This window comes from Kribbella aluminosa (assembly GCF_017876295.1).
Classification (GTDB): Bacteria; Actinomycetota; Actinomycetes; order Propionibacteriales; family Kribbellaceae; genus Kribbella; species Kribbella aluminosa.
In genome coordinates, this window is record NZ_JAGINT010000002.1 from 3,373,299 (window position 1) to 3,391,831 (window position 18,533).

Genomic DNA, 18,533 nt, shown 5'->3' on the forward strand with positions numbered 1-18,533 from the left:
GGCCGGGTGATCAGCATTCGCGAGATCGACCCGGCCGACCTGGCCCTGTTCGACGAGTGGTACGACGCCTTCCGGGCCGGCGCGGTCGCCGGGCGGGAGGCGCCACTGGTGGAGGGCCGCGAGGCGCTCGGGTACTCGCTGCGCAACCCCGGCCCGTTGAAGACCCGGTGCGCGGTCGGCGCGTTCGAGGACGACCGGGTGCTCGGCGCGATGCTGTTCGAGTACCGGCTGGCCGACAACCTCGACACGGTCGAGGTCGAGATCGACGTACCGCCGGAGCACCGGCGGCGGGGGATCGGTAGGGCGCTGTGGCAATGGGCCGTCACCCGGGCGTCGCAGCTCGGGCGGACCATCGTGCAGACCGAGCTCGGGGTGCCCGCGGATCCGTGGCCCGGTGCGGCGTTCGCATCGCAGCTCGGCTTTGCCGTCGAGCATGTCGAGGAGCATCTCGTCGTACCGCTGCCGTACGACGACCTGCTGCTGGAGGACCTGCGGTCCGCGGCGGGCCGGCTCGACGGGTACCGGCTGACGTCGTGGGCGGGGGTGTGCCCGTCGGAGTATCGGCAGGAGTACGCGGACCTGCGGACCGCGATGGACCGGGACGTGCCGACCGGCGGGATGACCCGCGAGGTGCTGCCGTGGACGGTCGAGAAGCTCGAGACGAGCGAGGCGCGAGTCGACCGCAACTACCTCGCGCTGGTGACGATGGCGCACACTCTTGACGGTGCGCCCGCCGGTTACACGCTGATCTTTCTGCCGCGTGCGGACGCCGAGCACGCCCAGCAGGACGACACGCTCGTACTGCGGGAGCACCGCGGCCACAACCTCGGCACTTTCCTGAAGCTCGCGAACCTCGCTCAGCTGGCCGAACACCGTACGACGCAACGCTTCCTGCACACCTGGACGGCGCTGACGAACGCGCCGATGCGCAAGGTCAACGCACGCTTCGGGTTCCGCGCGGTCGAGCAGAACCGGGAACTGGAGCTGGAACTGCCCCGGTTGCGGCCCGCGGCGCGTGGCGTGATCGTGGACTCGGACGACCAGGTGCTGCTGGTCCGCTTCGAGTTCGCCGACGGGCCGGTGTGGGCGACGCCCGGCGGTGGCCTGGAGGCCGGTGAGACCATGCTCGAGGGTCTCCGCCGCGAACTGATCGAGGAAGTCGGCCTCAAGGACTTCCCTGACCCACTGCACCTCTGGCACGAGGAACACGTTGCCGAGGGCCACGCCACCGGGTACGACGGCGTCCTCAACGACTACTTCCTGGTCCGCACCGACCACTTCACCCCCGGCGGATCGCTGAGCGCCGCCGAACTGCGCGACGAGAACGTCCACGCCGTGCGCTGGTGGTCCCTCGCCGAGCTCGCCGCCCACGATGGCCGGTTCGCCCCGCCTGACCTACCGGACCTGCTCCACAAGCTCATCCAGTCCGGCACGCCCGGCACGCCTGCCGAACTCGGCACCTGACTGACATCCTCGACAGGACGTCTCCCGGATTCGGGGCCCGGCACCCGTCACGCCGAGCGTGCGCCTCCGCCGAGCGCGGCGACACGTCCTGTCGAGAATGCACACCTGGGAGGGCGGAGCCCTGCGTGCTGCGGGGCCCTGTGCCCGGCGGACCGGGGCGCGGCGGTAAGTTCGGTACATGCGTTCTTCCCAGCTCGGTGACCTGACCGTTTCCAGCCTCGGCCTCGGCTGCATGGGGATGTCCCAGTCGTACGGGGTCCGCCAGGACGACGCCGAGTCGATCGCGACGCTGCACGCCGCCGTCGACGCGGGCTGCACGTTCCTCGACACCGCGGACGTGTACGGCGACGGCGCGAACGAGGAGCTCGTCGGCCGCGCGCTGGCCGGCCGCCGCGACCAGGTGGTGCTCGCGACCAAGTTCGGCTTCAAGCGCCCGGCCGCGTCCGCGACGGAGGTGCCGACAGTCGTGGACGGCTCCCCGGCGTACGCCGCGCAGGCCCTGGACGCCTCGCTGCGGCGGCTGGGCGTCGACCACATCGACCTGTGGTACCTGCACCGCCGCGACCCGCAGGTCCCGATCGAGGAGACCGTCGGCGCGATGGCCGCGGCGGTCGAGGCCGGCAAGGTGCGGTACCTCGGCCTGTCCGAGGTGAACGGCGAGACGGTGCGGGCGGCCCACGCCGTACACCCGATCAGCGCCGTCCAGAGCGAGTGGTCGCTGTGGACGCGCGACCCGGAGACCGTCGTACTGCCGACACTGCGGGAGCTCGGCATCGGGTTCGTGCCGTTCAGCCCGCTCGGGCGCGGGTTCCTGACCGGGCAGATCAAGTCCGAGGCGGACTTCCCCGCGGACGACATGCGGCGGGGGCTGCCGCGGTTCCAGGGAGAGAACTTCCAGCGCAACCTCGACCTGGTCGCGCAGGTGCAGGCGCTGGCCGCGGCCAAGGGCGTGACACCGAGCCAGCTGGCGCTCGCCTGGCTGCTTGCCCAGGGCAATGACGTGGCGCCGATCCCGGGGACCAAGCGGCGGTCGTACCTGACCGAGAACCTCGGCGCGCTCGACGTCTCGCTGAGCGCCGAGGACCTGGCCGCGCTGGACGCGACGTTCCCGGCGGACGCGGTGGCTGGTCAGCGGTACGCCGCGGGCGGGATGAACCTGGTGGGCAAATGATCGGCATCACCGGCGCGACCGGGCAGCTCGGGTCGCGGATCGTCGCCCGGCTGACCGGCGTACCGCTGCGGCTGATCGTGCGCGACCCGGCGCGGGCGCCCGTCCTGCCGGACGTGTCGGTGGCCCAGGCGGCGTACGGCGAGCATGCGGCGTTGCTGTCGGCGCTGGACGGGGTCGACGTACTGATGTTGCTCAGTGCAACGGAATCGGCGGACCGGGTGGCGTTGCACAAGGCAACGGTCGACGCGGCGGTGGCGGCCGGGGTGCAGCGGATCGTGTACACCTCGTTCGCCGGGGCGGCGCCGGGGGCGACGTTCACGTTCGCGCGCGACCACTGGCACACCGAGGAGCACATCCGTTCCAGCGGCGTGGACTTCACGTTCCTGCGGGACAACCTGTACCTCGACTTCGTGCCCGGGTTCGTCGGCACGGACGGCGTCATCCGCGGGCCGGCGGGGGACGGGCGGGTGGCCGCGGTCGCTCGGGACGACGTGGCCGCGGCTGCTGCCTCCGTGCTGGTCTCCCCGGATCACTCGAGGGCGACGTACGACCTGACCGGACCGTCGGCCTTCACCCTGGCCGAGGCGGCCGCCGTACTGACCGAGGCCACCGGCCGGAAGGTGCGGTACGAACCGGAGACGCTGGACGAGGCTTACCGGTCGCGGGAGTCGTACGGCGCGCCGTCGTGGGAGGTGGCCGGCTGGGTGACGTCGTACGCCGCCATCGCGAGCGGGGAGCTGGGCCACGTGTCGACCGCCGTCAAGGACCTCACCGGGCAGGACCCGATCGGCCTCGCGGAGTATGTCGGACGCGGGTGAGAGACTGGTGGGGTGCCGCTCTACCGGGATCAGGCGATCGTGCTGCGCACCCAGAAGCTGGGTGAGGCGGACCGGATCGCCACGCTGCTGACCCGCGCCAACGGCAAGGTCCGCGCGGTCGCCAAGGGCGTCCGCCGTACGTCGTCACGCTTCGGCGCCCGGCTGGAGCCGTTCAGCTACGTCGACCTGCAACTTGCCACCGGCCGGACCCTCGACGTCGTCACCCAGGCCGAGTCGATCGCGGCGTACGGCGAGGGCATCGTCAACGACTACGCCCGCTACACCGCCGGCACCGTGCTCCTCGAAACCGCCGACCGCCTGGTAGTAGAAGAGAAGGAACCCTCCATCCAGCACCACCTTCTGCTGGCCGGCGCCCTCCGAGTCCTCTCCACCGGCGAACGCGACCCCGCCCTGGTCCTCGACTCGTTCCTGTTGAGGTCCCTGTCGATCTCCGGCTACGCCCCCTCCTTCGACGACTGCGCCCGCTGCGGCGAACCAGGGCCCCCACCGAGCCTTCAACCCCGCCTCCGGCGGCATGGTCTGCGCCACCTGCCGCCCACCCGCCTCAGCCATGCCGGCCCCCGCCACCGTCACCCACCTCTCCGCCCTCCTCACCGGCGACTGGCCCACCGCCCTCCAAGCCGACCCCCGAACCCGCCGAGAATCCACCGGCCTGATAGCCGCCTTCTTCACCTACCACCAAGAAAACCAACTCCGCTCCCTCCCCCACCTAGACCTAACCCCCGGAGCAAGAGCCAGCAACAGAACGTGACCGCCAGTCACCTACACAAACCAGCCGTGGGCCAGAATCCCGTTTCCGGCTGGCCGTCCCCGCTCGGGGCGTCAGGTAGCGGTCACACAGCCAGTTGCAGTCCGGCCCAGCTGGAGCGAGTCACTTGCCCTGCTCGGTGTCCTTGACCTTCTCGGCGCTCTGCCCACCCGCGGACTTCCGCACCTCCGGCGCCGTCTCCGGAGCTTGCGCCGCCGCAGGCCGAGCGACCCCTTCAAGCGCCGTGTACTGAGCGGCCCCTCGCTGGTTGGCAGCCAGCACCGGCGAAGTCCCGCGCTGCCCTTCCGGCACAACCGCGTTCAACTTCTGCGCAAACCCCCGAAGCTCCTGCCCCTCAGCCATCACGTCAATCAACGCCGCCATCATCTTCGGCTCCCGCCGATTGCGACTCACCATCCCCTGCAGGCCCGCCTGCACCCGCTGAGGGTCCTCATTGAGCTTGCGAATCAGGAACTCGTTCAGCCTCTCGACCCGCATCGCGTGCGGACCGGTCGACGGCGGATAGAAGTCCTTGACGTTGTCGCTGACAAGAACGTCCGACTGACTGTGCACGGCGCCCGCGAGCACATGCTTGTCCTTTCGATCTGCCAGCATCTGATCCTGCAGTTCCTGCGGTGGGGCTTCTGTCATCGCTCGCTCGAACGCGCCGTTCATCATCGCGATGCGGCGGTCGATGGCCTTCTCGGACACTCCCGGTGGCCGGTTGCGGTGCATCTCGTCGATCACCTCTTGAGTCCACCGAGGCTCGAAAACGTCCTGCTCGGCCAGTGACAAAAGTACGTCGGTCGTCAACTGACCTCGGATGACGTTCGCGTCGAGGAACGCGCGCTCAATCTCCCGCGAGTCCGGCCAGTAGGACGACTCGGTCATGGATCTACTCCCCGTCGTCCTCGAGATCGTCGGCCAGCATTTCGTCGAGGATCGCGCGTCGCCGTGCGCGACGCTCGTTGTCCCACTTGATCACGTCCGCCAGGCGAACCCAGTCGACGTACTCCGATGACCGGAACGGAATGTCGCCCGCGGCGACGTGCTTCCGCAAATCGTCGCTCCGCATTCCGATCGCGTGTGCTGCCTCGTCGATCGGCAACTCCGGCCGCAGCGGCACGACCTTGACCGCCTGGCCCGCCCGCATCGCCTTGAGAACATGCTCTACAGCGCGATACACCAGCAGCGGAATCTCTTCTCGCTTCCCGTCAGGCCCAATCACCGCTGGCCCACCGGGCTCAACCTGTCGCTGATCCTCATCCAGCAGGTAGATCCGCGCGTCTCTCGTTGGTCCGAGCATGTCCCTAACTGTATTCGCCGGCCGGATTCCTCGCGGCTCCATTCCCGATCCCTGTGGACAGGAGGCGCACACAGGCATCCCGCGGACCGAGCGCGTCCACGTCACACGATGGCCTCGGTAGGCCAGTCAACATCCTGACTTGGTGGTGGTCTCGCCTCCGGCAGGGTCGACGAGGACCGGGACTGCTTCGCCGATGCGTAGTTGGGTGGCGGCTTGTTGGGCCTTTGAGATCTGGCCGGTGTCACCGAGCGTGCTCAGCCAGGTGATATCCCACTGCGCCACTGCGGTCACCGGGTACTTGCAATTCGGGAGCTTGTGAGACGTCTTCACGTACCGGTGGCCACAGCTGGGAGAGTTCTTCACGCCCATGGACTTGTCGTACGGCGTCCCCGGCCCATCACACCGCACCGTACTGCCGTCCCCCATCGACCAGTTGATCGCTTTGACTTGTGCGGTGACGGTGACAGACAGACCAGGCACACTCGCGCTGCGGACGATCGGACCCCACGTGTTCTCGCTCTTGGTCACCCACATCCAGACCGGCATGTTCACCAGCCCGATCTGTCCGGCACCAGGCGCCGTCTTGATCAACGGCGGCGCCAACCGCATCTCTGCGATGGCCTGGTAGACGAGGGTTATGGGGTCGGGCACGACTGTGTCTGGCTTCCCCGGCAACCACACCCACTTGGTTACGAAGCGCCTGCCGCCGTTGTCCTCGCGAACGCAGGTCCAGATCGCGCCATCGGTGTGTCCTTGCCACGCTGGGTTGCCCTTCGGAGGCTGCGGCTCGAGTCGCTCTAGGTAGCACTGCTGGGTGTTCGACCAGTTGCCAAGGTTGGATGTGCACGCCTGAGAGGCGCCGCCAAGGAGGCAGAGTCTTTCAGGTCCTTTCGTAACCGACTTGCCTGGCTTCGTTCCCGGAATCGTCTTGTTGTTCTGTTGGTTCACGACAGCGCGTGGAACCCAGAAGCAGTTGTGTGGGGTTGGACAGGTGTGGACGAGGTCAACCTTGGGCTTGGGCTCTGCCGCACTCCCCGGCGCGGCCATCCCTAGTGGTGCTGCGGAAACGAAGGAGAAGGTCGCCAAAACCAACGCGACGAGGCTTTTCAGCATGATCCTGTATCCGTCTCGTTGATGAGGAACCACATCTTCGTGGACTGACCGATGAGCGGCGCATAGACCATCTGCGCCTGCACTTTATGGCGAGTTCCGTTGGCGGGAATCGCCGGCACAGGTTTGCGAGTCGCCTGATAGCGGAGGGAGGTCTTCGAGGAGTCCAAGCAAGCGTTGAATCGGACCTCAGGTTGCTCGGCATTGAGTTTCACCGACGCAACTGTCACGGCCTCGAGCCCGGTCCTGCCCGCTTGGTACCAGCCGCGATCCAGGTTGAATTGCACGCTGCCCAATACCTGGATGAGCCAATTACCGCCGGTGCCGGCGCGTAGGAGATTTTCGCGGGTCGCGACCGGAGGGTTGTTGAGCGCTACATCAATGGCGAGGTGGGCCGTCAGATAGCGCGCTTTGGCGGCGGCAATTGCAGCCTGTTCGGCTGCAGGCCGGGTGGGGGTGATCGGTGCTGTCGGTGTCGGCGTGGGAGCCGGGGTGGCGGTGGTTGACGTGGGGGTTGTGTTGGGCCGGCCGGCTTCGGGGGAGCCGTTGCAGGCGGTCAGCAGGGTGAGGGTGCTGAGCGTGGCTACGGCGGTGAGCAGCGGTCGGCGGGGCATTCGGGGGCTCCGTTCTGGGTGGGGTGGGTTAAGGGTTGCATACGGAGGGTGTTCGGGGGGTGGGGTTGTCCACAGGTTGCAGGTTGCTGCAGGTGGGGGTGGGAGACTGCGGTGTATGTCGCCTATTGGTCGTCGTCGGGGTCGGGGGTTGGAGTCTCGGGGGGAGCGGAAGGTGGTGGTGGCGCCGGAGTTGCATCCTTCGGGAGCGCGGGTGCCGGAGGTGCCGAAGGAGCTGGTTCCGCGGCATGTGGCGATCGTGATGGACGGGAACGGGCGGTGGGCCAAGCAGCGGGGGCTGGCGCGGACCGACGGGCATCGGGCGGGGGAGGCTTCGTTGCTCGATGTGATCAAGGGCGGGATCGAGATCGGCGTGAAGTACATCTCGGCGTACGCGTTCTCCACCGAGAACTGGGCGCGCTCGCCGGAGGAGGTCCGGTTCCTGATGGGGTTCAACCGGGAGGTCATCCACCGGCGGCGGGACGAGCTGGACGCGATGGGGGTACGAGTGGTGTGGTCGGGGCGCCGGCCGCGGTTGTGGAAGAGCGTGATCGACGAGCTGGAGTACGCGCAGGAACGGACCAGGGACAACGACACGATCACGCTGCAGTTCTGTGTGAACTACGGCGGCCGGGCGGAGATCGCGGACGCGACGCGGTCGATCGCGCGGGAGGTTGCCGAGGGCAAGCTCAAGCCGGACCGGATCACCGAGCAGACGATCGCCCGGCACCTGTACGCGCCGGACATTCCCGAGGTCGACCTGTTCGTCCGGTCGTCGGGGGAGCAGCGGACCAGCAACTTCCTGGTGTGGCAGCTGGCGTACGCCGAGATGGTGTTCCTGGACACGCTCTGGCCGGACTTCGACCGGCGGGACCTGTGGCGGGCGATCGAGATCTACGCGCAGCGGGACCGGCGGTACGGCGGCGCGATCCCGAACGAGGTACCGGGTCCGGGCCGAACCTGAGGGCACTCTCAGCCGTCCGGCCGCTGGGAACGGGACTCGCCCCCGAAGCGTCTAGTCTCGTTGCAAGTGTCAACGACATGAACGGGAGATGCAGCGTGCAGGACCAGCCGACGGACGAGACCCCGCAGCAGATCGTCGAGCGAGAGCTACGGGCCGCACAGGAACAGGTCCGGAGAGTGGCCGCGGAGCTGCGCGCGGGTCTGGCCGAGGACGACCGCCGCGCGGCCGAAGCGCGGACTGCGACGAAGGACGAGCGCTGATGGCGACCGAGCTGAGCATCGCGACCCTCACCGGCCGGGTAGCGCAGTCGATGAGCCGGGCGCGGGCGACCCTCGACAGCGTTGCCGACTCCCTCCAGAACAAGAACTACGGCCGTATGCTGCAGAGCCGGCTCGAGGACATCGATACGCTGAACGCCGGCGGCGCCCGGGTCCAGCAGGCCGAGTACGAGTCCGAGGTACAGGGCCGGCTCGCCACCCGCACCCAGGACCGTGGCGACATGGATCGCTGGAGCGACGCCGACACCCAGGTCCGGCGTTCGTTCAACTCCGCACAGCAGGATGCCGGGCACCTGATGTCGCGGATCGGTGCCGCGCAGAGCGAGCTGAACGGCTTCCACGAGGACCTGACCAGGAGCTCGGCCAGCCTCGACCAGGCACTCCGCGACGTGGACACGCTCGAGCAGTTCCCCGAGTACGGCAAGTCCGAGACGTCCGAGGGGCTGCGTAACCGGCTGACCGATCTCAAGGGCCTGACCACGCGGGCCGACAGCGGGCTGAAGGCCGCCTTCGACCAGTTGGAAAATGCCCGGACCACGGCGGGCCGGCTCGAGCTGGCCTCGCTGGAGGTCGGCGACGGGCGGCACTCGGCAGCGATCCGAATCGCCGGTACGTCGTTGACGAGCGACGTGCGCGGTGCCCGTGACGGACTGTCGGAGGTCCGGGACCACATCGACGCGAACATGACCGACGTCAACGACATGGCGCAGTACGGCATCGATGAGGCGGTCCGGACTGCCGAGCTGAAGAACGCTGTCCGGGCCGGGACGAACCCGACGACGGAGGCGGAGCAGGCCGGCGATCACCCGCCGCAGCAGCAGCCGAGCGGTGCGCAGGATCCGCGGATCCGGTTCATGCAGGGGCACACGCCGGGGTCAGCGCCCGGGCGAGGGGAGTAGGCCGCGTTCGATTGCTGCGGTGACGGCTCGGGTGCGGTCGTCGACGTCGAGTTTGGCGAAGAGGCGTTGGAGGTGGGTCTTCACCGTCGCTTCGCCGATGAAGAGTTCGCGGCCGATCTCGGCGTTGCTGAGGCCGCGGGCCACGGCGGCGAGTACTTCGAGTTCGCGGGGTGACGGCTGCGCCGCCGCGGGGGGCGCGGGAGTGCGGAGGCGGGACATCAGGCGGGCGGCGACCGGCGGCGCGAGGACGGTTTCGCCGCGGGCGGCGGCGCGGATGCCGTTCAGGAGTTCGGCGTGCGGGGTGTCCTTGAGCAGGTAGCCCGCGGCGCCGGCCTCGACCGCGTGCAGGATGTCGGTGTCGGTGTCGTACGTCGTCAGCACCAGCACGCGCGTCGACGGATGAGAGGACACGATCGCCTCGGTAGCCGCCACTCCGTCCATCCGGGGCATCCGCAGGTCCATCAGTACCACGTCCGGTGACGTCGACTCGACGAGCGCCAGCGCCTCGGAACCGTCGCCGGCCTCGCCGACCACCGTGATGTCCTCGGTCACCGACAGCATGCCGGACAGTCCGGACCGCACCACCGGGTGGTCGTCGACCACCAGAACCCGAATCACACGTCCTCCTGCACAGCTGGGATCAGAACCTGAACTCGCGTGCCGTGGCCGGGAGTACTTTCGATCTGGACGGTACCGCCGGATTCCTCGACCCGGCCTCGCATCGCGTTCAGGCCGAAGCCGCCGGACGCGACGCCGGGGGAGAAGCCCGAGCCGTCGTCCCGGATCTCGATCCAGACCCGGTTCGACGAGAGGCCGAGCGTGATCAGGACCTGCGTCGCGGCCGCGTGCTTGCGTACGTTGGCCAGCGCCTCCTGGGCCGATCGCAACAACACGACCTGCTGTGCCTGGGGCAGCGCCGCGACCTCGTCGTCCGGCAGGTCCAGGGAGACCTGTACGTCGACACCGGTCTCGGCGGCGAACCGCTCCGCCTGCCGCCGCAGTACCTCGGTCAAGGTTGCCTCCGACAACGCGACCGGGGTGAACGCGGCGACCAGCGCGCGCGCCTCCGCCAGGTTCTCCCGGGCGGTCTGCTCGATCGCGGCGAGGCGTCCGGCGGGATCACCACCCTGCGAAAGCTCGGCCGCACCCGCCTGCGCGAGCATCACGATGCTCGTCATCCCCTGCGCGAGCGTGTCGTGGATCTCCCGCGCCATCCGCTCCCGCTCGGCCATCACACCGGCGCTGTGGTGCGCCTCGGCGAGCTCGTCGCGGGCCGACTCGAGCTGCTCGATCAGCTCCGCGCGTTGCTGACTCTGCGTGATCACCTTCTCGATCCAGATCCCGAACAGCAGGCTGACCACCAGACTGACCAGCATCCACGGCAGGATCTGCCAGAACGCGCTCCAGCCCCACCCCGCGCTCCACAGCTGCGCTGCACCGACGCCGAGCACCAGCAGCAGGCTCAGCCCGATGCCCTCGCGCAGGTCCTCGCAGAGCAGCCAGATCTGCGCTGACGCGATGAACATCAGGAACACCGACTGCGGGTAGATCCCGATCAGCGTGATCAGGGAGGCGATCAGCAGCAGCCGATAGGTGTACGACGGGAACGCCCGGCGGGACCGGATCGCGGGCAGGCCGATGAACTGGTACGCCGCCGCGAGCACCACGACCGTACCGACGTACACCGACTGCCGCACCGCGCCGAGGTGGCCGAGGAACGAGAGCGCGAGCGTCATCCCGAGCAGCACCCAGAACACGATGTGCCAGCCGACCAGCGCCCGGGTCCAGACGGGCTGCCCGGCGCCACCGCGTGAGTTCTGCACGGAACCCATCTTCCTCCACACCAGGACCCACACCCGAGGGCCGGTCCAGGCAGGTGTCCCGGGCTCCTCGGCGTCGCCCCGCTCCCGAAGGCTGAGGAGCCCGTTCATCAGCCCGCGTCCCGCCGGGTCCAGCGGAACAGCCGCTGGGCGAGGAAGAGGCCGACGACCAGCCAGACGGTGAGCACGATCGCGCCGGTGCCGAGCTGCCAGGACCCGCCCGGCTCGTTCGCCTGGAAGCCGTCCGGGAGGAACACCGACCGCATGCCCTGCGCCAGCCACTTCAGCGGAAAGACCGAGGCGACGTCACGCATCCATCCGGGCAGGCTGCTGTAGACGAAGTACACACCGGACATGAACTGCAGCAGCAGGACCACCGGGGTGACCACCGCGGACGCGGCCCGGCCGGACTTCGGTACGACGGAGAACGCGATCCCGAGCACCGAACCGGACGCCGTACCGAGCACGAAGATCCACAGGAAGTCGAGCCACTTGCCCGGCGACGTCGGGATGTGGACGCCGAGCGCCAGGCCGGCGATCACGAGCAGCAGCGCGAACTGCAGGATCGAGGTGATCAGGACCATGCCGATCTTGCCGATGAAGTACGACTGCGGCGACATCGGCGTACCGCGGAGCCGTTTCAGGACGTCCTGGTCGCGCTCGATCGCGATCGCGATGGCGAGCGACTGGAAGCTGGTCAGAAAGATGCCGGAGGCAATCATTCCGGGGGTGAAGTAGGTCGCGGCGGTGACGCCGCCGGAGAAGTTGGTGCCGCTGAACACGGCGGAGAAGATGCCCAGGAAGATGATCGGGAAGAAGAACGTGAAGATCAGCTGCTCGCGCTCGCGGAAGAACTCCTTCACCTCGATCCCGGTCCGGGACAGCCCGACCTTGAGCGGGGACGGCAGTGCGGCGCTCACTTGAGAGCTCCTTCCAGTTCCGGAGCGGCGGCCGCCGACCCGATGAGTTCCAGGTAGATGTCTTCCAGACTCGGGCGCCGGACCTCCAGCTCGGGCACCTCGCCGCCGTACTCCGCCATCAGCCGCGCGACCTCGGCGGTCGGCTGATCGGTGCGTACTTCGTGCTGACCGTCCGCGGCCAGCCAGGAGACCCGCGCGGTCCGGGCGCCGCGGCCGCCGAGCGTCTCCGGCGTCGCGACCTCGATCATCCGGCCGTCGGCGATCACGCCGACCCGGTCGGCCAGGTGCTCGGCCTCGTCCAGGTAGTGGGTGGTGAGCAGGACCGTGGTGCCCTCGGTGCGGAGCTCCTCGATCAGCGTCCAGAACTGCCGCCTCGCCTCCGGGTCGAACCCGGTGGTCGGCTCGTCCAGGAACAGCAGTTCCGGGTTGCCGATCACGCCGAGCGCGACGTCCAGCCGGCGGCGCTGGCCGCCGGACAGGCTGCGGACCCGGGCCTTGCGCTTGTCCTGCAGACCGACCGAGGCGATCACCTGTTCGGGGTCGCGTGGGTTCGGGTAGAAGCCGGCGAAGTGCGTCACCATCTCGGCGACCGACAGCACCGCCTCGTCCCGGGTCGTCTGCGCGACGATCCCGATCCGGGACCGCCAGACCCGGTCGGCGTGCGCCGGGTCCGACCCGAGCACGCTGATCTCTCCCTCGTCGGCGTGGCGATACCCCTCCAGAATCTCCACGGTCGTCGTCTTACCGGCCCCGTTCGGGCCGAGCAGGGCGAACACCTCGCCCCGGTGGATGTCCAGATCGACACCGTCCACAGCGACCTTGTCCGGATACCGCTTGACCAGGCCGCGCACCCTCACTGCGTTGTCGTTCTCCATGCCTCAACTCTCGCTTGACGCCAACGGTGCGCGGGAGCATCTGCCGACGGACTGCTTGTCCCCCGACCGGTGGACAGAGGTGTACGCAAGAACGGGTGGTGGTGCTGTCCACCGGGTCAGGTCGGCCGGAGCTCAGGCGTGGCGGGCGGTATGCGTGGACGACTACGTCCAGTCGTTCGGTACACGCCGTGGGGGCTGACGGGAGTGGGCCGGGGCGGTTAGGTTCGGACGCATGGCTCAGACGGTGCGTGGTGTGGTGGCGGCTGGTAAGGGTGCGCCGGTGTCGATCGAGGAGATCACGGTCCCGGACCCTGGTCCCGGTGAGGCGGTCGTGAAGGTGCAGGCCTGCGGGGTCTGCCACACGGACCTGCACTACCGGGAGGGCGGGATCAACGACGAGTTCCCGTTCCTGCTCGGGCACGAGGCGGCCGGGATCGTGGAGGCGGTCGGTGACGGTGTGACCGACGTACAGCCGGGTGACTTCGTCGTACTGAACTGGCGGGCGGTCTGCGGCAACTGTCGCGCCTGCCTGCGCGGCCGGCCCTGGTACTGCTTCAACACGCACAACGCCAAACAGAAGATGACGCTCGCCGACGGCACCGAGCTGAGCCCGGCGCTCGGCATCGGGGCGTTCGCGGAGAAGACGCTGGTCGCGGCCGGGCAGTGTACGAAGGTGGACCCGGCGGCCAAGCCCGAGGTGGCGGGTCTGCTCGGCTGCGGTGTGATGGCCGGGCTCGGTGCCGCGCTCAACACCGGCAACGTGGGCCGCGGTGACACGGTCGCGGTGATCGGTGCGGGCGGAGTCGGTACGGCGGCCGTGGTCGGCGCCCGGCTCGCCGGAGCGGCGAAGGTGATCGCGCTCGACCTCGACGAGCGCAAGCTCGGCACCGCGAAGGAGCTCGGCGCGACCCACACGATCAACTCGAAGGGCCTCGACCACGACGGCGTCGTCGCGGCGGTGCAGGAGCTGACCGGCGGGTTCGGCGCCGACGTCGTGATCGACGCGGTCGGTCGGCCGGAGACCTGGAAGCAGGCGTTCTACGCCCGCGACCTGGCCGGCACCGTCGTACTGGTCGGCGTACCGACGCCCGAGATGCGGCTCGACATGCCGTTGCTGGACTTCTTCGGCCGCGGCGGCTCACTGAAGTCGAGCTGGTACGGCGACTGCCTGCCGACCCGCGACTTCCCCCTCCTGATCGACCTGCACCTGCAGGGCCGGCTGCCGCTGGACCGGTTCGTGTCGGAGACGATCGCGCTGGAGGACGTCGAGGACGCGTTCACGAAGATGCACCACGGCGACGTACTGCGGTCGGTCGTTGTGTTCTAGCGAGGAACCCGGCGGTGACGATCCCGGTCGCCGCCGTCAGCGCGACCGCCACGCTCGTGGTGTGGAACGAGTGCACTGACAGGTACAGGGTGCCGAAGATCGTGACGCCGCCGACCTGGCTCAGCTGCATCGCGGTGGTGAGGATGCCGCTCGCGTCGGCGGCGCGCGGAAGCGGTACGTGGACCAGCGCCTGAGTTACGAGCGGGCTCGCCGACAGACCCATGCCCGCGCCGGCCACCACCAGTGCGGGCCACAAGAACGACCCGACGCCCGCGTAGCCGACGGCGCAGAGCGCGAGCCCTACAGGTACGACGAGGTGCTGCAGCCGCTGAGGGACGGCCCGCCAGAAGTAGCCGACCAGGCCGAAGGTGACGGCGAACGGGAGCCAGGTGAGACCCGCCCGCATCGGCGATTCGCCGAGCTCGATCTGCAGGTGAAGGGTGAACGCGAACAGGAATCCGCCGAGCGCCAGCACCGTGCACACCATCGTCAGCAGACCGGCCGGCAGCCCGCGGGCGCGCAGGACCTGGAGGTTGAGCAGCGGGTCGGTCGTACGGCGCTCGAACCGGACGAAGACCACCGCGAGCACCACTCCGGCGGCGATGCAGCCGAACGTCCACAGCGGCCACCCGATCTCGTGACCGACCACCGCCGGCAGCACCATCAGCAGTACGGCGCAGGTCGACAGCGCGAGCCCGGTGAGGTCGAGGCGGCGCGTCGCGGCGGGCCGGTCGTCCGGCACCGATCGCGGTACGAGGATCGCCAGGCAGATGCCGACCGGGACGTTGACCAGGAACACCGGGCGCCAGCTCGAGCCGAGGATGTTCGCGCCGACGAGGAGCCCACCCGCGATCAGCCCGGCGACCTGGCCGGCGGACAGCGTCACGCCGTACGCCGACAACGCCTTGGCGCGGGCCGGTCCGGAGAAATGGGTCTGGATCAGGCTGATGATCTGCGGCACCATGATCGCCGCGGCGACGCCCTGGACGAAGCGGAACAGCACCAGCGGCAGGATCGCCGGCGCCAGGCCGCAGGCCAGCGACGCGAGCGTGAACAGGATCGCGCCGGTCAGGTACATCCGGCGGCGGCCGTAGAGATCGCCCAGCCGGGCGCCGGTGATCAGCGTCATCGCGTACGCCACCAGGTAGCCGCCGACGACCAGTTGCAGCCAGGCGCCGGAGGCGTGGAAGCCGGCGCCGACGGCGGGCATCGCGACGTTCACGATGGAGGTGTCGAGCAGTGCCATGAACTGGCCGAGCAGCAGTACGGCGAGCATCAGCCCGCGCCGGGTGTCCGCACCCGTGGGGCGGCCGGTGGTTACAGCGGTCATCAGGTTTCTCCCTTGTCTGCACAGGACGTGGGTGTATACCTGGCGGCTCCGCCGGATTCATCGGTGGCGGACCGATGATTTTCACCTCGTGGCGCAGTACGTACTCCCGCAACCGATCTGTGGGAGGCTGACCCCGATGGACCGTGACGACTTCGACCGGATGGCCGAGCCGCACCGGCACGAGCTGCTGGTGCACTGCTACCGCATGCTCGGATCGATCCACGACGCGGAAGATCTCGTGCAGGAGACGTTGCTCCGGGCCTGGCGGGCCTCCGGCACGTACGACGAGCAGCGGGCGTCGATGCGGACCTGGCTCTACCGGATCGCGACGAATGCCTGTCTGACTGCTCTCAAAGGGAAGGGACGGCGTGCGCTGCCCTCGGGGCTGGTGAGCGTGACCGAGGACATCCAGGCGCCGATCGAGTTGTCGACGGACGTGTCGTGGTTGCAGCCGTTCCCGACCGACCCGGCGGCGGCGATGGTCGCGCAGGGGAGCCTGCGGCTGGCCCTGATCGCCGCCATGCAGTACCTCCCGGCCCGGCAGCGTGCGGTCCTGGTACTGCGTGACGTGCTCGACTGGCCGGTCGCGGACATCGCCGAGGCACTCGAGACGACCTCGGCGAGCGTGAACAGCGCGCTGCAGCGGGCGCGGGCCAAGCTCGCCGAGATCGGCATCACCGAGGACGACGTCGACGAGCCCGACGACCGGGAGATCAAAGCGGTCGTCGACGACTACATCCGGGCGTTCGAGGCCGCGGACGTCAGCGGCCTGACCCGGCTGCTCACCGACCGGGTCGTCCTCGAGATGCCGCCGGCCCCGCTGTGGTACGTCGGCCGCGAGGCGTACGGCGAGTTCATGGCCCGCGTGTACACGATCCGCGGCCCGGCCTGGCGAATGCTGCCGACCGTCGCCAACGACCAGCCGGCCATCGGCGCCTACGTGCGCGGGGACGACGGGCTCTTCCACGCGCACAGCCTGCAGGTGTTCACCGTCGCCAAGGCCGGCATCACGCACAACGTGGTCTTCTTCGACCAGGAGCTGTTCGAGTACTTCGGGCTGCCGCTAGAGGCCGTCTGAGACCTTGAACGAGATCCACAGGTCCGGCGTCGCGTCGGGGTTGCCGCGGATCGGGCGCTCCTCCTGCGTCCACACGTCCCCGGACGTCTCGGTCGCGACCCGCTGCCAGAACCGGACCGCCTTCTCGTTGTTGCCCTGGAACGCGACGTCGCACGGACCGGGGTGGTGCGACAGCACCTCCTGGACCGCCTGCAGCCCGTAGCCGTGCCGCCTGGCCGGACGGACCATGAAGAACGCGTTGAGTACATGCACCGGCTGTTGCAGCGCCCGCATGAAACAGAACCCGATCGGAACCTCGCCCAGCGAGATCAGGTACCCGGCCCACTCCGGGTCACCGGTCAGTACCTTCTCCAGCCACTCGCTGCGATAGCTGCCGTCGGGACGCGGAAGCTGGCCCTGGAACTCGGACAGGTCATGGCGGAACAGCAGCCACAGTCGCTCCATCAGGATGCGGTCGGACGCCTGCACATGGCGTACCACCAGGTCGGACATACGTCTCCTCACGAGGGTTTGAGAACGCAGAAAAGCCTCCCGCCGGAAGAGTCCGGTACGGAAGGCTTACTGCGTACAGCTTATCAGCTCTGCGGTGCGGACTGCCCGGCGACCCAGGTCATGTCGGCGTACCGGGTGCCGGCCGGAGTCAGCTTCGCCAGCGCCTCGACGTCGGCGGCGGACAGCTGGACCTCGAGGGCCGCCCAGTTCTCCTCCAGGTACTTGCGCCGCTTCGTCCCCGGGATCGGCGCCACGTCGTTGCCCTGCGCAAGCACCCAGGCGATGGCGATCTGCCCTGGCGTCGCGTCGTACCGGGTGGCGACGGCGCGGATCTCCTCGACCAGCTTCAGGTTCGCGTCGAGGTTGTCCGCCGAGAACCGCGGCAGGGTACGGCGGAAGTCGTCGTCGGCGAGCTCCGTCGGCAGCGCGCCGGTGAGTATGCCGCGGCCGAGCGGCGAGTACGGCACGATCCCGATGCCGAGCTCCCGGCAGGCCGGCAGCACCGACTCCTCGATGTCCCGGCTGAACAGCGACCACTCGGACTGTACGGCGGTGATCGGGTGTACGGCGTGCGCGCGCCGGATCGTCTCCGCGGACGCCTCGGACAGCCCGAGGTACCGCACCTTCCCGGCCGCGACCAGCTCGGCCATCGCCCCGACGGTCTCCTCGACCGGTACGCCGGGGTCCATCCGGTGCTGGTAGTACAGGTCCACGTGGTCGACGCCGAGCCGCTGCAGCGATCCGTCGATCGACGACCGGACGTACTCCGGCGAACCGTCGACGCCGCGCGTCTCAGCCTTCGCCGGATTGCCGAGGATGCCGAACTTCGTCGCCAGGAACACCTGGTCGCGGCGGTCGGCGACGGTCCTGCCGACCAGTTCCTCGTTGGCGCCCCAGCCGTACATGTCCGCGGTGTCGAGGAACGTGATGCCGAGGTCGAGTGCGCGGTGCAGGGTGGCGATCGACTCGTTGTCGTCGCGGGTGCCGTAGGCGGCGCTCATTCCCATACAGCCGAGGCCGAGCCGGCTGACCTCGGCGCCTTGAGTACCCAGTTTCATGAAGAATCTCCTGTTGGAAGGCATGGCTCCGCCGACCGAGCGTCCGCGACGGCCGGCTGAGCTGATCGGTTGGTTACGGTTCGGCGGTGCCGCCGTACGCGGCGATCTTGTAGTCGGTCACCTTCGAGTGCGCTCAAAGGCAAAGGTGACCTGCGTCACTCACGCCGTTCAGTTCAGGGAGCAGGCCGGTTGTCAATCGGCGGGGAAAGAAACTGGCGCCATCTGCAAACTTCTTTCCCCGAC

General features: G+C 68.9%; 19 protein-coding genes and 1 pseudogene. 9 read left to right on the forward strand and 11 right to left on the reverse strand.

The features are described 5' to 3' along the window. The first annotated feature begins 6 nt into the window (after positions 1-6). From JOF29_RS37315 to recO, 4 genes and pseudogenes are all read left to right on the forward strand, one after another. Positions 7-1,464, forward strand: a complete 1,458-nt coding sequence (locus JOF29_RS37315) for a GNAT family N-acetyltransferase (protein WP_209699035.1) — start codon at positions 7-9, stop codon at positions 1,462-1,464. Positions 1,465-1,642: 178 nt separating this feature from the next. After that, entirely contained in the window at positions 1,643-2,635 is a 993-nt protein-coding gene (locus tag JOF29_RS37320) for an aldo/keto reductase (RefSeq protein ID WP_209699036.1), read from the forward strand. After that, a complete protein-coding gene (locus tag JOF29_RS37325; protein ID WP_209699037.1) occupies positions 2,632-3,453 on the forward strand; it encodes an SDR family oxidoreductase in 822 nt (273 codons plus the stop codon). The genes JOF29_RS37320 and JOF29_RS37325 overlap by 4 nt, the downstream gene beginning before the upstream one ends. 12 nt (positions 3,454-3,465) lie before the next feature. Continuing rightward, positions 3,466-4,225: pseudogene (recO, locus tag JOF29_RS37330) on the forward strand (DNA repair protein RecO). Positions 4,226-4,345: 120 nt separating this feature from the next. On the opposite strand, the gene JOF29_RS37335 reads toward recO, so the two are convergent. The 4 genes from JOF29_RS37335 to JOF29_RS37350 all read right to left on the reverse strand — a co-directional run bounded on the left by JOF29_RS37335 (position 4,346) and on the right by JOF29_RS37350 (position 7,252). Beyond that, positions 4,346-5,113, reverse strand: a complete 768-nt coding sequence (locus tag JOF29_RS37335) for a PIN domain-containing protein (protein WP_209699038.1) — start codon at positions 5,111-5,113, stop codon at positions 4,346-4,348. A gap of 4 nt (positions 5,114-5,117) precedes the next feature. Further along, a complete protein-coding gene (locus JOF29_RS37340) occupies positions 5,118-5,450 on the reverse strand; it encodes a hypothetical protein (protein WP_209699039.1) in 333 nt (110 codons plus the stop codon). A gap of 204 nt (positions 5,451-5,654) precedes the next feature. After that, on the reverse strand, positions 5,655-6,641 hold the full coding sequence (locus JOF29_RS37345) for a hypothetical protein (protein ID WP_209699040.1): 987 nt from the start codon (positions 6,639-6,641) through the stop codon (positions 5,655-5,657). After that, entirely contained in the window at positions 6,635-7,252 is a 618-nt protein-coding gene (locus JOF29_RS37350; RefSeq protein WP_209699041.1) for a hypothetical protein, read from the reverse strand. Before JOF29_RS37350 ends, JOF29_RS37345 begins: the two co-directional genes overlap by 7 nt. Positions 7,253-7,367: 115 nt before the next feature. Here JOF29_RS37350 and JOF29_RS37355 point away from each other — a divergent pair, with 115 nt between their 5' ends. The 3 genes from JOF29_RS37355 to JOF29_RS37365 all read left to right on the forward strand — a co-directional run bounded on the left by JOF29_RS37355 (position 7,368) and on the right by JOF29_RS37365 (position 9,390). Next, positions 7,368-8,213, forward strand: coding sequence for an isoprenyl transferase (locus JOF29_RS37355; RefSeq protein WP_209699042.1), 846 nt, complete (start codon positions 7,368-7,370; stop codon positions 8,211-8,213). A gap of 77 nt (positions 8,214-8,290) precedes the next feature. Next, positions 8,291-8,473, forward strand: coding sequence for a hypothetical protein (locus JOF29_RS37360; protein WP_209699043.1), 183 nt, complete (start codon positions 8,291-8,293; stop codon positions 8,471-8,473). After that, a complete protein-coding gene (locus JOF29_RS37365; protein ID WP_209699044.1) occupies positions 8,473-9,390 on the forward strand; it encodes a hypothetical protein in 918 nt (305 codons plus the stop codon). The genes JOF29_RS37360 and JOF29_RS37365 overlap by 1 nt, the downstream gene beginning before the upstream one ends. Here JOF29_RS37365 and JOF29_RS37370 read toward each other — a convergent pair. From JOF29_RS37370 to JOF29_RS37385, 4 genes are all read right to left on the reverse strand, one after another. Then, complete coding sequence (locus JOF29_RS37370) at positions 9,367-10,008, reverse strand: response regulator transcription factor (protein ID WP_209699045.1); 642 nt, start codon at positions 10,006-10,008, stop codon at positions 9,367-9,369. The two genes, JOF29_RS37365 and JOF29_RS37370, sit on opposite strands and share 24 nt — an antisense overlap. Continuing rightward, positions 10,005-11,222 carry a sensor histidine kinase gene (locus JOF29_RS37375; protein WP_209699046.1) on the reverse strand — a complete coding sequence of 406 codons (1,218 nt, stop codon included), beginning with the start codon at positions 11,220-11,222 and terminating at the stop codon, positions 10,005-10,007. The genes JOF29_RS37370 and JOF29_RS37375 overlap by 4 nt, the downstream gene beginning before the upstream one ends. Positions 11,223-11,320: 98 nt before the next feature. Beyond that, complete coding sequence (locus tag JOF29_RS37380) at positions 11,321-12,130, reverse strand: ABC transporter permease (protein WP_209699047.1); 810 nt, start codon at positions 12,128-12,130, stop codon at positions 11,321-11,323. Next, positions 12,127-13,005, reverse strand: a complete 879-nt coding sequence (locus JOF29_RS37385) for an ABC transporter ATP-binding protein (RefSeq protein ID WP_209699048.1) — start codon at positions 13,003-13,005, stop codon at positions 12,127-12,129. The genes JOF29_RS37380 and JOF29_RS37385 overlap by 4 nt, the downstream gene beginning before the upstream one ends. Before the next feature lie 232 nt (positions 13,006-13,237). Here JOF29_RS37385 and JOF29_RS37390 point away from each other — a divergent pair, with 232 nt between their 5' ends. Beyond that, positions 13,238-14,332, forward strand: coding sequence for an S-(hydroxymethyl)mycothiol dehydrogenase (locus tag JOF29_RS37390; protein ID WP_209699049.1), 1,095 nt, complete (start codon positions 13,238-13,240; stop codon positions 14,330-14,332). Here the strand turns inward: JOF29_RS37390 and JOF29_RS37395 are convergent. Then, on the reverse strand, positions 14,283-15,662 hold the full coding sequence (locus JOF29_RS37395; RefSeq protein ID WP_209699050.1) for an MFS transporter: 1,380 nt from the start codon (positions 15,660-15,662) through the stop codon (positions 14,283-14,285). The genes JOF29_RS37390 and JOF29_RS37395 overlap by 50 nt on opposite strands. 136 nt (positions 15,663-15,798) lie before the next feature. On the opposite strand from JOF29_RS37395, the gene JOF29_RS37400 reads away from it, so the two are divergent. Then, positions 15,799-16,740, forward strand: coding sequence for a sigma-70 family RNA polymerase sigma factor (locus JOF29_RS37400; RefSeq protein WP_209699051.1), 942 nt, complete (start codon positions 15,799-15,801; stop codon positions 16,738-16,740). Here JOF29_RS37400 and JOF29_RS37405 read toward each other — a convergent pair. Together JOF29_RS37405 and JOF29_RS37410 are read right to left on the reverse strand one after the other, a co-directional pair. After that, positions 16,726-17,232, reverse strand: a complete 507-nt coding sequence (locus JOF29_RS37405) for a GNAT family N-acetyltransferase (protein ID WP_209699052.1) — start codon at positions 17,230-17,232, stop codon at positions 16,726-16,728. The genes JOF29_RS37400 and JOF29_RS37405 overlap by 15 nt on opposite strands. An 83-nt stretch (positions 17,233-17,315) precedes the next feature. Beyond that, positions 17,316-18,290 carry an aldo/keto reductase gene (locus JOF29_RS37410; RefSeq protein WP_209699053.1) on the reverse strand — a complete coding sequence of 325 codons (975 nt, stop codon included), beginning with the start codon at positions 18,288-18,290 and terminating at the stop codon, positions 17,316-17,318. Positions 18,291-18,533: the final 243 nt, after the last annotated feature.

Bases quoted from the DNA above. Each gene is read 5' to 3' on its own strand.
- JOF29_RS37320 (WP_209699036.1), top strand. From the start codon at position 1,643: ATGCGTTCTTCCCAGCTCGGTGACCTGACCGTTTCCAGCCTCGGCCTC.
- JOF29_RS37325 (WP_209699037.1), top strand. From the start codon at position 2,632: ATGATCGGCATCACCGGCGCGACCGGGCAGCTCGGGTCGCGGATCGTC.
- JOF29_RS37335 (WP_209699038.1), bottom strand. From the start codon at position 5,113: ATGACCGAGTCGTCCTACTGGCCGGACTCGCGGGAGATTGAGCGCGCG.
- JOF29_RS37345 (WP_209699040.1), bottom strand. From the start codon at position 6,641: ATGCTGAAAAGCCTCGTCGCGTTGGTTTTGGCGACCTTCTCCTTCGTT.
- JOF29_RS37350 (WP_209699041.1), bottom strand. From the start codon at position 7,252: ATGCCCCGCCGACCGCTGCTCACCGCCGTAGCCACGCTCAGCACCCTC.
- JOF29_RS37355 (WP_209699042.1), top strand. From the start codon at position 7,368: ATGTCGCCTATTGGTCGTCGTCGGGGTCGGGGGTTGGAGTCTCGGGGG.
- JOF29_RS37360 (WP_209699043.1), top strand. From the start codon at position 8,291: ATGAACGGGAGATGCAGCGTGCAGGACCAGCCGACGGACGAGACCCCG.
- JOF29_RS37365 (WP_209699044.1), top strand. From the start codon at position 8,473: ATGGCGACCGAGCTGAGCATCGCGACCCTCACCGGCCGGGTAGCGCAG.
- JOF29_RS37375 (WP_209699046.1), bottom strand. From the start codon at position 11,222: ATGGGTTCCGTGCAGAACTCACGCGGTGGCGCCGGGCAGCCCGTCTGG.
- JOF29_RS37385 (WP_209699048.1), bottom strand. From the start codon at position 13,005: ATGGAGAACGACAACGCAGTGAGGGTGCGCGGCCTGGTCAAGCGGTAT.
- JOF29_RS37390 (WP_209699049.1), top strand. From the start codon at position 13,238: ATGGCTCAGACGGTGCGTGGTGTGGTGGCGGCTGGTAAGGGTGCGCCG.
- JOF29_RS37395 (WP_209699050.1), bottom strand. From the start codon at position 15,662: ATGACCGCTGTAACCACCGGCCGCCCCACGGGTGCGGACACCCGGCGC.
- JOF29_RS37400 (WP_209699051.1), top strand. From the start codon at position 15,799: ATGGACCGTGACGACTTCGACCGGATGGCCGAGCCGCACCGGCACGAG.
- JOF29_RS37405 (WP_209699052.1), bottom strand. From the start codon at position 17,232: ATGTCCGACCTGGTGGTACGCCATGTGCAGGCGTCCGACCGCATCCTG.
- JOF29_RS37410 (WP_209699053.1), bottom strand. From the start codon at position 18,290: ATGAAACTGGGTACTCAAGGCGCCGAGGTCAGCCGGCTCGGCCTCGGC.